This window comes from Xylanibacter rarus (genome assembly GCF_001275135.1).
Taxonomy (GTDB): domain Bacteria; phylum Bacteroidota; class Bacteroidia; order Bacteroidales; family Bacteroidaceae; genus Prevotella; species Prevotella rara.
Genome location: NZ_LFQU01000013.1, coordinates 1 through 16,903, shown reverse-complemented (window position 1 = coordinate 16,903; position 16,903 = coordinate 1). Strand labels below are relative to the sequence as shown.

The following is a 16,903-nucleotide window of genomic DNA, read 5'->3' as shown; positions in this document are numbered from 1 at the left end:
AACATGGAAGAAAAAGCCGCAACCGGCAAATTTAAGGGTGACAGAGTGATATGGACAGTGTTCTTCTTCCTCTGCATCATCAGCATCATCGAAGTGTTCAGCGCATCGAGCAACCTCTCTTTCAAGAGCGGCAACTATCTCGGACCCGTACTGAAGCACGTTATGCTGCTCGTCGTCGGCGTCATGGCCATGATAGCCACCATGAACGTAAAGTGCAAATACTTCAAGATGGTTACGCCTGGGGCCCTGATTATCTCGTTCATCGGCCTTATAGCCGTATTGTGCTTCGGCGAGAGCACCAACGGCTCGCAGCGCTGGCTGTCGGTTATGGGCATACAGTTTCAGCCGTCAGAGCTTGCCAAAGGCGCCATAATACTTGCAACGGCACAGATACTCAGCGCCATGCAGACCCCCACCGGAGCCGACAAGCGTGCTTTTAAATACATCTGCATCGTATGCGCCTTCATCGTTCCTCTCATCATGGTAGAGAACCTCTCAACGGCCGTGCTGCTCTGCACGGTGGTGTTCCTGCTCATGTTCATCGGCAAGGTGCCAAAGGCTCAGCTTGGCAGGCTGCTGGGTATAGTGATGCTCTGTCTGATCTTCATCGTGTCTATGGTAATGATACTCGGACACGATAAGGAAAAGAAAATGCCGACGGACAGAAGATGGCCATGACCGAACAGGTGGAGAAAAAAGCGAAACTGTAGTAGAAAAAGTTTTCCACCGTTTCGACACATGGAAGGCACGTATAGACAAGTTCCTCGACAACAAGGAGATAGCTCCTGAAGAAGTAGACCTTGACAAGGACGGCCAGACAGCACACGCCAACATAGCCATTGCCTCGTCAAACGTAGTAGGCAAAGGCCCTGGCAACTCCGTAGAGCGCGACTTCCTGTCGCAGGCATTCTCTGACTTCATCTACGCCATCATCATCGAAGAGATGGGCATAGCCGGCGCAGCCTTCGTATGCCTGCTGTACATCATACTGCTCTTCCGCACGGCAACCATAGCCAACCGCTGTGTCAACACGTTTCCGGCGCTTCTCATCATGGGCTTTGCCCTGCTGCTCGTCATCCAGGCCATGTTCAACATGGCTGTGGCCGTCGGCCTTGTTCCCGTCACCGGACAGCCGTTGCCGCTGATAAGCAAGGGAGGAACGTCAACCATAGTAAACTGTGTCTACATAGGAATCATCTTGAGCGTAAGCTACTCGGCCAAGAAGAAAGACGAGGACGGCGACATGGACGAGACTAAAGCTGACAAAATAAAGCCAGCTGCAACGGACAAGAAAATAACTTCAACAACATCAGCATCAGCCGTGCCTCTCGCCAAGATAGGATAAGCCTGCCGCTAGGCCTGACAGAAAAAACAAATAACTAAATCCGAATGTCTTTTGTGTAAAAAAGACATTCGGATTTAATATTTTATAGTTACGCAAAATATATAATCCCCCCTGTATAGCATTAAATCAAATATATTTTTATCTCTAGTATGTATTCATTCTTTCAGGCACCTTTTTGTTTTTTACTGGTATATTTTCATCAGTTTTTACTTGAATAGCACACTACACTTACGATGAATCAAACTGAACCCAACTCAATATAAAACAAAATATAGACTGAATTTTAATGTCAGAATGAGGCTTAAAACATTATATCATATAAGAACCCAGTAAGCCAATAATATAGTCAATCCGAAAAATACAGACCTATAAGGGAAACAAAGCATCAAACATTAAATCTTTATCAAAATTTGGTAAAATAAACAAAAAGCCGTACCTTTACACTCTGTAATTCTTAATATAATTTACAAGCCTTGGCTACCAGAGACAAATCAGCAAGTCTTACGATGCTTTCATAACTCGATATTAACCATAAAATCATGCTATTCCAAAAAAGAAACCACATAATCATGCAATGCTTCATTATGCTTATGGCAATAATACCATACAGTAGTATTCTATACGCACAAAAAAGCATTGATAAAAAAATCGATCAAACTATAAAATCAGGAGAAGAGGCATACAATTCTGGCGATGCAGCAAAAGCCATAAAACTCTTCATGAAAGCTAAAGAACTGTCAACAAAGGCAAATAGTCCACAAGACATATGCCTCTCAACATACAACATCGGTGTCTGCTATTTTGTTATCTCAGAAAATGGAGAAGCACTGAAAAACTTTTACGAGGCTTACAGTATATGCAAAAAAACAAATTAGACTGGCACAAAGAAGCAAACATCCTCAATGGTATAGCAGGCGTATATTTTGAAGAAAGAAATTATAAAAAGGCAAGAGAAATAGCATATAAATGCTACACTACGGCTACAAGCAATAAAGACTCTTCCCTGTCATATACCTGCGCTTTGGACATGGCACTTATAGCCAACAAGGAGAAAAAATTCAATGAGGCAATAAAATATATAAAAGAAGCACAGACGTATGAAAAAAGAAACTACAAAAAAAGATCAAGGTCATTAGCTGTGGAGGCAGAAACTATGTTCTTGCAGAAAAAATATGATAACGTTATCAACATTGCCGAAGAGCTGCTCAACGATAAATATGCAGACAAAGATAATAAAAGTATTGTTCTTATATACCTTATAAACATATACACCGAACGGAAAGAATACTTAAAAGCATACAACTGCATTAAACAGGCTGAAGACCAGACTGGACTAAAGAACAAGCCATATTTATTTGAGTCTGTTGCAAAATTATATAAAGCAACTGGCAACTACAGGCATGCATTAAACTACATGGACTCAGTAATAGTCTATAACGACTCCATAACAACTGTGACTAACCGTCAGCTTACAGAAAACAGCAAGATTAAAATTGAGATAATGAAATTTAAGGCAGACATGGACAAACAACTTGCCCGCATGCAACAACGCCATTATACATTAATACTTGTGATGTGCATACTTGTACTGCTTATAACAATAGCCGTAATAATGATGCGCAACCAACGTATAAAAAGCAGAAATCAACATAAAATGATGGAACTACAGCTGGAAAAAGAGCAACATGAAAAGAGACTGGCTGAGGAACAGGCAAAATCGGTAGAAATGGAAGCACACTATCGTCAGGAGATAATGAAACATTCTTTGGAACAAAAACAAAAGGAACTGTCTATAACCAATATGTTCATATCATCACGCAATGAGCTCATAGGAGATCTTCTCAAACATCTCACCGACATAAAGGAGGTGCAAGGCATAACCGGCGTTCAGACACTAGTGCAACACCTTAAACAGCTGCTCAAGACAAGCAACGAGCGGGATAACTTTATCATAAACTTTGAATCTGCAAATCCAGACTTTATACGGACACTCAAGGAGATGCATCCAGACCTGTCATCATCAGACATACGCTTTCTGTCATACATACGCATGAACATGTCTACAAAAGACATAGCGTCACTGACAAATATCAATCCAGAATCATGCAAACGCAGAAAGATAAGAATAAGCAAAAAACTTGGAATTGAGAGTTCTGCAGAATTATATAACTATATCATCAAAATGTAAAATTTCATAGCAAGGAATATGTTCAGTGACAATATCTTATGACATGATTTATCGTCAGGACATGTCTGCACATACAAGGTCTAAAAAAACAGTAACATTTTAGACATATTTCAACTACATTCTAAATATTTCTATGTCATAGCAGAGTCAATTATTAAGATAAACATCAATTTCAGTTCCAGACTGTTAGTGGCCCGTTTACGTGTCGTAAACGGGCCACTTTTGCATGAAAAGTGGCCTATTTATTATACGCAAACAATAAGGATATTTTATAAAACATAATATTAATAAGTAATTAATCCACATTACAGCCATTTCAACCTTTTCATTCATGCCGTTGTTCGCTTAACGACACTCTGCAAAAGTCATTTCTCAAGTTTCTTTGCTGCCATGACCTTATGGTCTTGCAAGAAACGGACAAAGAACCAGCACATACAAAATAAAAAGATATATCAGTATTCTTATTATCTACATAATTTATAAGAGAAAGACATCACAAATTACTCACAAAAAAGAGAATGAAACAAACTTATGAACTTACAATAATGCTACAAAACAAAACAATGACATCACAGTGATTTAATAACAAAACTTCACCAGCAAAGACCTTAAACTATAAAAAAAGAACAGAATTAGGCCTAAATATCATAAAATGCAACGTTTTAACATATTTGTCACCCTTTTGTCACCTTCACAAAAAGCCCTTTCTAATATATGAATTTGTATTTTTGCAGTATGATGCATCACGAATATTAACCCATAAAATGGTAATGCTTATGAATGTGAAACTAATACAATTAATGTTGCTTAGTTCGCTGACGGCAAGCCCGACAATGGCGCAGTCGCTTAACAAGACTATGCAAAAACAAGTAGCACCAACCTCAGAAAAGGTGCAAGTAAGTAAGGCAAAAAGGGGAAGCACAACATTCAAGCTAAATCCTTCAAACAAATTCAACGTGGCACCAAATGATGTCTACAACCATCTAAAAAATGCCAGAAATATCACTACATCTATTAATAAAGCCCAAGCAAAAGAGAACAAGACAGAACGTATTGCAGCTCAGGCCAACGTGGCAGACAGTCTTATTCTCTATGGTCTGAATTATTCAGACGGAACTTGGCAAACGTTATCTCCATTAGCAAGCAAAGTATACTCTTTTCAGGCAGCACCTGTCATAAACTATACAGACGAATCTTCTATAGAGATACCAAGACCTATGGCAGCATTTTATGCCAAGGGCAAATTCTATGCTCTGAACAGCGCCATGGATGAAGATGGACTGACCAATACATCCATTACTACATACGATGCAGAGACATGGCAAGAATTAGGCACAAAAATGTTGGCAGAAAAAGATCCTACCATGGAGATGTATCTAAGACAGATTGGTGTCTATGATCCTACAACGGATAAAGCATACACCATGTCGTGGGGCGACGGCAAACCGCTCATCTCCATCGACCTGAACACCATGGAGACAAAGAACATAGGACAAGTCAACCTGTTTATCCAAACTCTTTTTGTCGACAATGCAGGACAGCTGTACGGAATAGCGTTCAACGACAAGAAACTGTATAAGATCAATAAGGAGAACGGTACACCAACAGAAGTCGGTGAACTGGATGTTCCACATGCACTGACAGCCGACCAGATGTCTGCCGTGTGTGACCCTGCAACAGGAAAAGTCTATTGGGTCGGAGTAAACAACAACAGCAAAGAGTCTGCACTTTACACTATAGACCTAAATACGGCACACACTACAAAAATCGCAGACCTGCCTGGAGACGAGCATTTCCTAGGACTATACATACCGTATATTGAAGCCAAAGCACCTGGCGCTCCAACAAAGATAAGCTATGCAGACGGAAAACTGTACTTCACAGCACCTACAAAGACATACACATCAGACGAAACGCTATCAGGAGAACTGACCGCCAAGATATCTGTTGACGGAAGCGATGCGACAGAAACCAAAGTGAATGCTGGAGGCAATGCAACTATCGACCTGAATCTTTCCGAAGGGAAACATACCGTAAGTATCATATTGTCAAATGCAGCCGGCGACTCACCCGAACGCCGCTTACAGACATTCGTAGGTCAGGATGTACCGAGTGCCGTAACCAATCTTTCGCTTTCAATAGATGACGGAAAAACAGTTGTTCTGACATGGAACGCACCGACGACATCTGTAAACGGCGGTCCAGTAGACGACAACTCTATAAACTACAAAGTTGTACGCTATCCTGACGAGACTGTTGTTGCCGAAGGCCTGAAAGAAACAACGTTCAGCGAAAGCGTACCTGAGGCACATGCCCGCTACTACTACACAGTAACAGCCTGCTCAGACAACCGTGAAGGAGAGACAGCCACATCTAACAAGGTGACAGCCGGTTCAACATGGTTCACGCCATACATAGAAACATTTGACACACAGGCAGACTTCGACTCATTCAAGGTCATCGATGCCAACAACGACACACATACATGGTCGTTCATGTTCCCCTCTGGCGTAGAAAGCGGATATGCATACCTGCAGGGCAACGGCACAGCAGATGTTGATACTGGCATATATGAAGGCAACGGAAATGACGACTACCTTATTTCTCCTTCTATCAGTCTGAAGAAGAACACAGATTACAGACTCACTTTCGAAACATATGACCAATGGCTGACAATGGAGCATATGACAATACTTTTGGGCAACAAGCAGGAAGTGACAGGAGATGAAAAAGAAATAGCATCGCTCGACATCATGTACGACAAGAATAAATACGAGATAATGTTCAACGTACCTGAAGACGGACTCTATAACCTGCTGTTCCACGGTGACTCTCCCGCACAAAGCGTAAACATCAGCATGGACAACATCTCGCTCGACGTTTACTCTACATTCGAAGGTCCAGACTGCGTTACAGATGTAAAAGTTACCGCAGGAGAAAAGGGTGCCCTGAACAACACTCTGACATTCGTTGCTCCTACCAAGACATACAAAGGCGAAACACTCAGCGACATAGCCTATATCAACGTATACCGCAACGGCAGCAGCAAGCCGGCACACGTGTTTGAAGCACCTAAGGCAGGCGAGAGTCTCACCTGGACAGACACTGATGTTGAGCAAGGCAACGTAACATACCGCATCGTTCCGTTCAACACATTAGGCCAGGGCAAAGAGGCTGTCATAACCAACTGGGTAGGACTCGACATGCCTGCTAATGTAGCCAACCTTAAAGTCAAGATGAACGAGAACAACAAGGCCGTTCTGACATGGGACAAGGTTACAGAAGAAGGACTCCACGGAGGCTACGTAAATCCTGACGACGTACAATATGTATTATGCCGCTATAATGAATACAACTGGACAAACCCATGGGAACCTGTTACAGACTATACATCTGACCTGACAGTTACAGACGAGACATTCTCACCGTTGTATGGTGCACAGCAGCAGTATGTTGACTACCTGCTCGTTGCAGTAAACAGCGCCGGAACATCAGAAGGCACAGGAGTCGGCATCGTGCTCGGTGAACCTTACGAACGTCCTTACGATGAATCTTTTGCATACGGATTTGCAAGCAAGGATCCGTGGACACTCTATGCAACATCATATAATTATGCATGGAATATGAGCACTGGCTCAGGCATCGCAGTTAAACCTTACGACGGAGACGAAGGTATGCTTCAGTTCTCATACGTCGCAGAAGATTCTAACGACCAGGTGATTACAGGTCCGCGTATTTCTCTTAATGGTTCAGAAAGTCCCGAACTGTCATTCTTTATGTATCACGGATTTGAGGCTGAGCCTGAAGACCTTACACTCAAGGTATATACAAACTATGATGACGAGGGTTGGGAGAACTCTGCAAACGTGGCTTATAACAATGGCGCAACAGGATGGGTACGCTATTCTGTTCCTCTTCGCACTGACGCCGACAACATCCAGATTGCTTTCGGTGCCAATGCAGCTGACGCGAGTGCCTCTATCTATGTAGACGCCATCAGCATTGACGAAAGCACAGAAAACGACCTTGCATTAACGTCGATATCAATAGACGAAAAGAGGATTGAGGCTGGAGAAAGCACAACTGTCAATGTGGGCGTAGCAAACTACGGCACAAACAAAGCTGAAGGATACAAAGTTGTATTGCTGCGTGACAACGAAGTTATAGATACAAAACAGGGCGAAACTATAACTCAGAACGCCATGGCACAAGTGGCATTCGAAATAAATACCACAAAGGCCGAGGCTACAAAGACATACATATACCGTGCAGCCATTGAATATGAACCTGACACATACACAGACAATGATTCTACATCTACAGTACGCCTGTATGTTCACGGCTCTAACCTGCCGGTAGCAGAGAATCTTACAGGTTCTACAAGCGGAAACAGCGTAACCCTTAACTGGGAGAAACCAGCAAAATCAGAAATTGCAGACAACGTAACTGACGACTTTGAAGGATACGAGTCATTCATCATTGAAGGAATAGGTGACTGGAAGACATACGACGGCGACGGAACACCTACTGTATACTTCGGAGGTCCGACCATATCACACGCATTCGAGGCTAAGGCATGGCAGGTATGGGCTCCTGTTGAGGCAGGATTCACGCTCGACAAGTTTGAGGTTCTCACTCCTCACTCTGGTGACAAGTATCTCACTTGCTGGGCTGCATCAGACGGAGTTTCGACAACATTGCCGAACGACGACTGGTTGATTTCTTCAGATATCATAGGCGGAACAGACGTGTCGTTCTACTATAAGATGCCCAACGAAGGTTCTGATCCTCAGGTATTCGAGATGATGTACTCAACAACAGACCAGGAGCCTGAAAACTTCATAGCATTCGACCGCGACTCTATCGTTTCAGGAACAGACTGGGTATTGTTCGAATACACATTACCGGCAGATGCAAAATACTTCGCCATCCGCAGCTGCAGCAAGGGTTCTTACACCGTGGCACTGCTTGACGACATCACATACACTCCGCTCTATGGTTCTACATCAGAAATAACTCTCACGGGATATAATGTATACCGCGACAACAAGCTGATAGCAAGCAATGTTACAGGACAGACTTACACCGACAGCAATCCTGGCGAAGGCACTCATGTCTACAATGTTACAGCCGTATGGAAAGAAGGTGAGTCTAACTATTCTAACAGCTATGAGAGCAGCATTGGCAGCGGCATCGATGCTTCTACTGCCGAACAGGGCATAAAGGTATATGCTATCGACAATGCCATCGTCATCAACGGAGCTAAAGGCAACACTGTAAACATCTATACACTTGCCGGACTCCAGATGCTCAGCTGCAAGGCTGAGGACAGCACTACCGTCAGCATACAGCAGGGTATTTACCTTGTTAAAGTCGGCAACAAGACATTCAAGATTGTCGTAAAATAACATAGCCATTATCATCAAGGACAACTTCCGTTTCATACGGAGGCTGTCCTTGTTTTGTTGAATCTTAAAAAGATGTCTATGATCAGAAACATTATTACTTCGTTATTAGCCATGCTGGCTGTCTGCAGCACATATGGTCAGGTGGTTATGCGCTATGGCCCGGAGATTGACAACGGATGGGGTAATGCCTCAGCCGTGGTAACGCCTTACGTAACGTTTCCGGCCACATTTGTAAGCCCATACAAAGGCAACAGTATAACCAAAATACGCATAGGCGTGTGCTCTGAAGGTACAAACGTATATCTCTATATCAAGCAGAAGCCACAAGAAAATACATACATATACAGGCAAAAGCTCGACAACCTGAAGGCCGGTTGGAATGAAATTACACTTGACACTCCGTTTGCAATCAACGGAACAGACGACATTGCCATCGGATATAAAGCATCTTTTGCCAAATCAGAAGGTGTGGGATACAGCTCAGAAAAGCATACTGATGCCGACGTTGTTTATTATAACAGCAAGAACAAATGGACGACAACCGGCGGATCTATATGCATACAGGCAGTTGTTGAAGGCGAAGGCATGCCGCAAAACGAAATGCTCATTGGAAAGATGAGCGACCAGACAGCCTCCTACGGCGCCTCAACCGCTACATTCAGCGTGGCGGTGCGCAACGTTGGAGCTAATGACATCAACTCATACACAGCAATATGCAGCTATGACGGAGAACCTGAAACCATCACCGTAAACAAAAGTTTGTCAACAAACGAAAGTGACACTATATCGTTCGAGGTTCCGGCCAATATTCCGGGTACACACGACATCCGTATCACCATTGACAAAGTGAACGGACAGGCGGATGCCTATTCTGCGAACAACACAGCCACTGCGATACTTACGGTACGCGACAAGGCATTCATGAAGCGTGTGGTATGCGAGGAATATACAGGTACATGGTGCGGATGGTGTCCTAGAGGTCTGGTTGGCCTGGAAATGATGAAGGAAAAATATCCCGAGCAATTCATTGCAGTCAGCGTACACGGAGGAGACCCTTTAGAGATTGACGAGAAGCAAGAATACAGCTACAAGCCATTCATCAGTTCTTGTACAGGTGCGCCATCATGCAGTCTAAACCGCAAATTGTCTGGCGACCCTTATTATGACATACAGAATCTTTTCAACATGGAGACTTCGTCGGACAGCCAGATAGCATATAACCTGACTGGCGAATGGAATGAGGACAGCACAGCCATAACCCTACACTCTGTTTACTATTCTGACATCGACATCAAATCACCGCAGTACAATATCGCCTACACAATAACAGAAGACTCCGTCACCGGATATCCGCAGACCAACTATTATGCCGACGGAAAAAACGGAGAGATGGCCGGATGGGAGAACAAGGAGGCAATAACCACGGACGTATGTTTCAACGACCTGGCACGTGCCATTTACAGCTGCTATTCAGGCGACCCATGCAGTTCTGAAGACATGGAAGCCGGTAAAGAATATGAAACAACAAGCACAATACCCGTCCCCCCACAGTAAAAAACAAGAAGAACATACATGTCATAGGCCAGATTATTGACAGAGCCTCAGGTTACATACAAAACGCCATGAGCATCGTTCCTATTGCTTCTGATGATACTGACGGCATATCTGTCACCACCGGTACAAACCACGTTATCGGCATATCACGCATCGGCAACACCATAGAGATTATTGCCGGCAATGCTGAAAGCAAGGACATGAAGGTATGTATATATAATGCATCCGGCATGTGTCTCATGTCAAAAGCACTAGTCAATGGCTCTGCACGCATAAGTTTGTCAGGCAAAGGACTATGCATAGTAAAGGTATACAACGACAGACAGGCTATTTACACAACAAAATTAATATATTGAATATGAAAATACCAAATATTTTTATAGCCATCGCATCATTTCTGTTTGCCGTGGCAACAGCAAACGCCGTACCAGCCTATCCCGGACTGCTGAAAATAACACAACCGGACGGAAGCGTGCTTACATACCGCATTGTCGGTGACGAACGTTTCCATGCATTCACAACAACAGACGGCCACATGATAAAGGCTGATGCCAATGGCGCAATGCGTTATGTAGAGTCAATATCTGAAGACGGCACACCCGTTATGGGCATGATAGCACATAATCCTGACATGCGACAGGCTGCAGAGGTAGAGCGGCTGAAAGCCATAGGCACAGCAGACTTCAACAAGGCTTACAATGAGAACGTAATGCGTAAAGCGCCCATGCAGAGACTGCCAGGACCGACATTCCCGACAACCGGCAATCTTAAAGGAGTGATTCTGCTTGTTGAATTTGCCGACAACTCTATGCAGGAGGGACATGACAGCAAACTGTTCCATTCTGTAATGAACGAGGAAGGCTTCAGCCTCAACGGGGCTACAGGAAGCGCACGCGACTACTTCATATCACAATCGATGGGCAAGTTTACTCCTGATTTCGACGTCTTTGGACCAATCAAGCTGAAGAAAAGCATGATGTACTATGGTGCCAACGACAGCTACGGACAAGACTCCAAACCCGGACTGATGGTAAAAGAAGCCTGTGAATATGCCAGCAACGAACTTGGAGTTGACTTCACAAAATACGACTATAATGACGACGGCATTGTCGACTTTGTCTATGTTATTTATGCCGGATATGCAGAAAGCTACGGAGCATCGAGCAATACTATATGGCCACATGCCTCAAACCTTGTATCACTAGGCATAAGCTGTAATGTCAACGGCAAGCAAGTTCAACGTTATGCATGCTCAAGCGAACTTAAATATGTATCGGGAACACAGCTTGAAGGCATCGGCACATTCTGCCACGAATTCAGCCACGTACTCGGTCTTCCTGACGCATATAACACACGAAACCAGCAGATGGTACAGCTCGGCGTATGGGATGTCATGGACACCGGCAACTATAACAATGAGTCACACACTCCCCCTGCCTATTCGGCTTTTGAACGTTTCACCGTAGGATGGCTCGACTTCGTTGAACTCGACACTCCTGCAGACCTTGTAACATTGGACGAACTTACTCAAAACAACGTGGCATACAAGATAAGCACGGCTGACGAAAACGAATTCTTCACATTAGAGAACAGACAGCAAAAAGGCTGGGATGCTTACCTTCCCGGACGCGGACTTATGATTTTCCATGTTGCATACGACCAGTCTGCATGGGACGGCAACTATGTCAACAGCGGAACAATACAGCGATATGACCTTGTTGAAGCGGACGGAACACAGGGTATCACAACGGAAAGCGACCTCTACCCCATTGCCACAAATAACATGTTTACAGACTACTCATCACCAAGTTCGCTGTCATGGGATGGAACGCCAACTGAAAAAGGAGTAACTAACATAACCGACAATAATGGCGTGATTTCATTCTCGTTCATGAAAGACCGTCTGAAACGCCCTGTTGCAGAAAAAGCCTCTGATATAACATCATCGTCCTTCGTGGCACACTGGCAGGAAGTTGAAGATGCTAAAAGCTACAGACTCAACCTGCGCGAGATACTGCCCGACTCCATCAATCCTGTCATCACCGATGAAGACTTCTCGCTTATGACCAGTGGCGAATACCCAAAATCTGACATAACAGACATAGGCGAAGACCTTGACAGCTACATGGCCCAGCAAGGGTGGTACGGATCAAAGATTTACCAGTCAGGCGGATATATGCAGGTGGGTTTCTATGGGCAAAATGGTATGCTCAGATCTCCCGTGTTCGAGTTTGCCGACTGTGACGGTTACGCAACGATGGCATTCAATGCCGTGTCGTATCCGGGCAAAACCGTAAGTTACACTATAAGCCTGACCGATCCTGACACACAGGCCACTATACAAAAGCATAGTCTGAAGGCCAATAAAACCGAAAGCGAGGTTGTCATTTACTTCAAAAATGTTCCGCAAAAAGCCTACTTTGTCATTGAGACCAACAAAGAACGCGCATATTTCAACGACCTGCGCATACTGAAAGATTCTATAGGAAAGGATAATGTATGGAATGCAGGTCCTCAGGAATGGTCTGTCGACAGCATCAGCGGAACCAGCTATATGGTAGATGGGCTTACCGCCAACCGTACTTATATTTACAACGTACAGGCATTATCCGCAGAGGAGCTAAAGAGTTCTCTGCCGTCTGCAGATATACAAGTTACCACGACAATAGGCACCGGCATCAAAAATTTTGAATCTTCAGCCACCAGAAAGATTGCATCCGTATCATTCTACGATCTGTCAGGCAGGAAGATATCTGGAACAGCCAAAGGCATTATCATACAGCGTATAACTTACGACGACGGATATGCTGAAGCAAGAAAGTTGATTATACCATAAATTTTAAAACCATACAATACATTCTTTTACACAATAGCAAGCCTCGAAATATCAATAATGAATTTCTTGAGCTTGCTATTGTTTTATTACAATTTCTAATAACCGGCTGGAATTATTTGTCAGGACAAGACCTGATAATAACCATAAGTCAAGCTGGCGTCCAGGCGCTCAAAAGCATATTATTTGATAAAACTGATATGTTCGCCACAAGGCACCAAGGGTGACATTAGCCCCCTACCTACCTGCGCAGACACCTGTCTTTGTCTGTTCAACATGCTTCATCGTTCCGTCGGAATTATAGTGCAGCTCGTCTACACAGACGCTGCGGCGGCCTATGGCACCGCGGTGGCCGTCTAATGTCAGTACGGCATTGTGATAGAACAAATACCAGCAGCCGTTGAACTCTATTATGCCGGGATGTATGGTGTAGCTGTTTTCTGCCGGACCGGTCAGTTCGCCGCGATATGTCCAAGGGCCGGCCACATCAGGCGCCGTGGCATACGAAATGGCTTCCTTACCGCCACCGTCAGAGGCGTAGGTCAAGTAATACATGTCGCCGCGCTTGTGCAGCCACGGACCTTCCATGTATTTCGGAAGATCAATCACCTGTATTTCGCCGTCAAGCTCTGTCATGCCGGGCTTCAGCTTTGCCATGAAGCACGTGCCGTTGCCCCAGCAGAGCCATGCCTGGCCCTTATCGTCTACAAGCACCGTTGGGTCGATGTCGTTCCACCAGCCGCGCTCGCCGTTTGACGTCATCGTGTCGCACACCAGCGGCTTGCCTATCGCATCCTTGAACGGACCTACAGGCGAGTCGCCAACAGCCACTCCAACAGCCTTGCCCGTATATGGCGCACCGGCCTGCACCGTGGTAAAGAATAAAACTTGCCGTCTTTCTCTATAACCTGTGACGCCCATGCCTCGCCTACAGCCCAGCTGAAGTCGGCAGGACAGAGCACAGCGCCATGGTCTGTCCATGTCTGCATGTCAGCAGTAGAATAACAGAGCCACTCGGTTATGTTAAACTCTTTTCCGCCTGAAGCCGTGTCCTGACCGTCGTAATACTCATCATGGCCTACATAGAGATACAGCCTGCCGTCATGAACCATAGGGGCAGGGTCGGCCGTAAACTTGTCTTTCACAAGCGGATTGCCTGTGTTCGTGAATGTTCTCACTACCCGGACGTTGTCCTTCGTGCCACGCCTACAGCATTCCGAACCGGCTACGTCTTGCGCACAGGCACACGTTGCGCCCATCAGACATGCCGTAATTAATGCTAAAAATGTTTTCATAATATTTGTATGTTTTTGTTTTTTTAATCTCTTCTTGTCAGCATCTGCTTCCATCATGGCAGGCACGCCCATGCCTCGCTGCACGTCTGCCAGATGCAAATATAAAATTTTGTTTTTGCTGACAGACATATAAAAGAATAAAATATACGCGCATGACAAGAAAAGGCATACATTTGAAACATAATAAAATGACTGGTACGGATACTGCCTTACGGACCGGTATGACAACAAACATACAGTAATTGTAATGAGGATGGACGGACAAAGTTACGCACAGTGAATTATGAAACAAAATTCAGCATTTGCCAATTGTAAATTGTGAATTTTCAAAAAACCTCTTTACGCATTTTGCTGTTAACGACAAACTTAGTAACTTTGCGCCGGAATTCTTACATTATATAATATAAACTATGGCAAAAAAAGCATTATTGATGATACTCGACGGATGGGGTATCGGAAAGCATGGCGCAGGAGACGTAATTTTCAACACACCGACGCCTTATTTGGATTATCTTTACGCCGTAAGCCCTCACTCACAGCTGCAGGCTTCAGGCGAGGATGTAGGTTTGCCTGACGGACAAATGGGTAACTCTGAGGTGGGACACCTCAACATCGGTGCAGGACGCATCGTTTATCAAGACTTGGTTAAGATTAACCGCGCATGCAAGGACGGCTCAATACTTAACAACCCCGAAATAGTTAACGCATACAGCTATGCCCGCGACAACGGCAAGAAGCTGCACCTGATGGGTCTGACCAGCAACGGCGGAGTGCACTCTTCACTCGACCACCTGTTCAAGCTCATCGAGATATCAAAAGAATACGGACTGAAGAATACATACGTTCATTGCTTCATGGACGGACGCGACACCGACCCGAAGAGCGGTGCCGGCTTCATCAAGGAGCTGACAGAGCAGTGCGAGAAGAACGACGCCCACATAGCAAGCATCGTAGGACGCTTCTACGCTATGGACCGCGACAAGCGCTGGAACCGCGTAAAGGAGGCTTACGACCTTATCGTTGAAGGTAAGGGCAAGAAGGCCACAGACATGGTTAAGGCCATGGAAGAGAGCTACGCTGAAGGCGTTACCGACGAGTTTATCAAGCCTATAAGCAACGCCAGTGTTGACGGCACGATACAGGAAGGCGACGTTGTTATCTTCATCAACTTCCGCAACGACCGCGCAAAGGAGCTTACACAGGTGCTCACACAGCAGGATATGCCCGAGGAAGGCATGCACACGATAAAGGATCTGCAGTATTACTGCATGACTCCGTATGACGCATCGTTCGAGGGCGTTCACATCCTCTTCCCAAAAGAGAACGTACAGGACACCCTGGGCGAATATCTGAGCAAGCAGGGCAAGAAACAGCTGCACACAGCCGAGACAGAGAAGTATGCTCACGTAACATTCTTCTTCAACGGCGGACGCGAGGCTGCATTCGAGGGCGAGGACCGCATCCTGGTTCCTTCTCCAAAGGTTGCAACATACGACCTGAAGCCTGAGATGAGCGCATACGAGGTTAAGGACAAGCTGGTAGGTGCTATCAACACTCAGGAGTATGACTTCATCGTTGTCAACTTTGCCAACGGCGACATGGTAGGCCACACCGGCGTTTACTACGCCATTGCCAAGGCTGTTCACGCCGTAGACAACTGCGTAAAGGACGTTATCGAGGCTGCCAAGGCCAACGGATATGAGGCAATCATCATAGCTGACCACGGAAATGCCGACAACGCCATCAACGAGGATGGCACACCTAACACAGCTCACTCGCTGAACCCAGTTCCGTTCATCTACGTTACAGACAACAACAGCGCAACCGTAAAGGACGGCCGTCTGGCCGACGTTGCTCCTTCAATCCTCCACATCATGGGTCTGGAGCAGCCGTCTGACATGACAGGCGAAAACCTTATCGAGGACAACAAGTAATAACATTCCGGCTGAACAGTCAGCAGGAAAATATAATGAAATAAAGGGACGAGCATTTTTTGCCCGTCCCTTTATTTTTATACAGACATCGTCAACTTGCACCTGAAGTTTCCTTAAGCGCAGCGAAAAAAGACAAATGCTTTTCTCTTGCCGTCGGATATGTAGCAGCAAGACTAATGTGCCGGCTGATTTGCAATTGTCGTGCAAGCGAGAGCAGAAGCAAATTATATTTGATTATGCCGAGCGCAGCCGACAATCAATAGAATTAATCTTTCGAACACTAGTGATTTGCAATCCGCTTGCTTCCTATTTTTGATTAATAGGTAGGAGCTTCGGATTACAGATC

Annotated in this window: 7 protein-coding genes and 2 pseudogenes; 8 read left to right on the top strand and 1 reads right to left on the bottom strand. The window is 45.0% G+C overall.

The genetic code is table 11. The features are described 5' to 3' along the window. The first annotated feature begins 3 nt into the window (after positions 1–3). The 7 genes and pseudogenes from ACU52_RS15830 (at position 4) to ACU52_RS07765 (ending at position 13,331) form a co-directional block, all read left to right on the top strand. Positions 4–1,345: pseudogene (locus ACU52_RS15830) on the top strand (FtsW/RodA/SpoVE family cell cycle protein). Positions 1,346–1,935: 590 nt separating this feature from the next. Further along, entirely contained in the window at positions 1,936–2,220 is a 285-nt protein-coding gene (locus ACU52_RS07790; RefSeq protein WP_147630813.1) for a tetratricopeptide repeat protein, read from the top strand. Next, positions 2,202–3,533, top strand: a complete 1,332-nt coding sequence (locus tag ACU52_RS07785; protein ID WP_053398384.1) for a tetratricopeptide repeat protein — start codon at positions 2,202–2,204, stop codon at positions 3,531–3,533. Before ACU52_RS07790 ends, ACU52_RS07785 begins: the two co-directional genes overlap by 19 nt. A 776-nt stretch (positions 3,534–4,309) precedes the next feature. Continuing rightward, positions 4,310–8,941: a DUF6383 domain-containing protein gene (locus ACU52_RS07780; RefSeq protein WP_162207759.1), complete on the top strand. Its 4,632-nt coding sequence runs from the start codon at positions 4,310–4,312 to the stop codon at positions 8,939–8,941. A gap of 78 nt (positions 8,942–9,019) precedes the next feature. Beyond that, a complete protein-coding gene (locus tag ACU52_RS07775; RefSeq protein WP_162207758.1) occupies positions 9,020–10,495 on the top strand; it encodes a CARDB domain-containing protein in 1,476 nt (491 codons plus the stop codon). 68 nt (positions 10,496–10,563) lie between these two features. After that, positions 10,564–10,851, top strand: coding sequence for a hypothetical protein (locus ACU52_RS07770; protein WP_053398381.1), 288 nt, complete (start codon positions 10,564–10,566; stop codon positions 10,849–10,851). A gap of 2 nt (positions 10,852–10,853) precedes the next feature. Further along, positions 10,854–13,331 carry a M6 family metalloprotease domain-containing protein gene (locus ACU52_RS07765; RefSeq protein WP_053398380.1) on the top strand — a complete coding sequence of 826 codons (2,478 nt, stop codon included), beginning with the start codon at positions 10,854–10,856 and terminating at the stop codon, positions 13,329–13,331. Between the two features lie 234 nt (positions 13,332–13,565). Here ACU52_RS07765 and ACU52_RS07760 read toward each other — a convergent pair. Then, positions 13,566–14,506, bottom strand: a pseudogene (locus ACU52_RS07760) (glycoside hydrolase family 43 protein). 527 nt (positions 14,507–15,033) lie between these two features. Here ACU52_RS07760 and gpmI point away from each other — a divergent pair. Then, a complete protein-coding gene (gpmI, locus tag ACU52_RS07755) occupies positions 15,034–16,557 on the top strand; it encodes a 2,3-bisphosphoglycerate-independent phosphoglycerate mutase (RefSeq protein WP_053398379.1) in 1,524 nt (507 codons plus the stop codon). The last annotated feature ends 346 nt before the right edge of the window (positions 16,558–16,903 follow it).

Excerpts from the sequence above, each read along its gene's own strand:
- ACU52_RS07785 (WP_053398384.1), top strand. The coding sequence starts at position 2,202 with ATGCAAAAAAACAAATTAGACTGGCACAAAGAAGCAAACATCCTCAAT.
- ACU52_RS07770 (WP_053398381.1), top strand. The coding sequence starts at position 10,564 with ATGAGCATCGTTCCTATTGCTTCTGATGATACTGACGGCATATCTGTC.
- ACU52_RS07780 (WP_162207759.1), top strand. The coding sequence starts at position 4,310 with ATGAATGTGAAACTAATACAATTAATGTTGCTTAGTTCGCTGACGGCA.
- ACU52_RS07775 (WP_162207758.1), top strand. The coding sequence starts at position 9,020 with ATGATCAGAAACATTATTACTTCGTTATTAGCCATGCTGGCTGTCTGC.
- ACU52_RS07765 (WP_053398380.1), top strand. The coding sequence starts at position 10,854 with ATGAAAATACCAAATATTTTTATAGCCATCGCATCATTTCTGTTTGCC.
- gpmI (WP_053398379.1), top strand. The coding sequence starts at position 15,034 with ATGGCAAAAAAAGCATTATTGATGATACTCGACGGATGGGGTATCGGA.
- ACU52_RS07790 (WP_147630813.1), top strand. The coding sequence starts at position 1,936 with ATGGCAATAATACCATACAGTAGTATTCTATACGCACAAAAAAGCATT.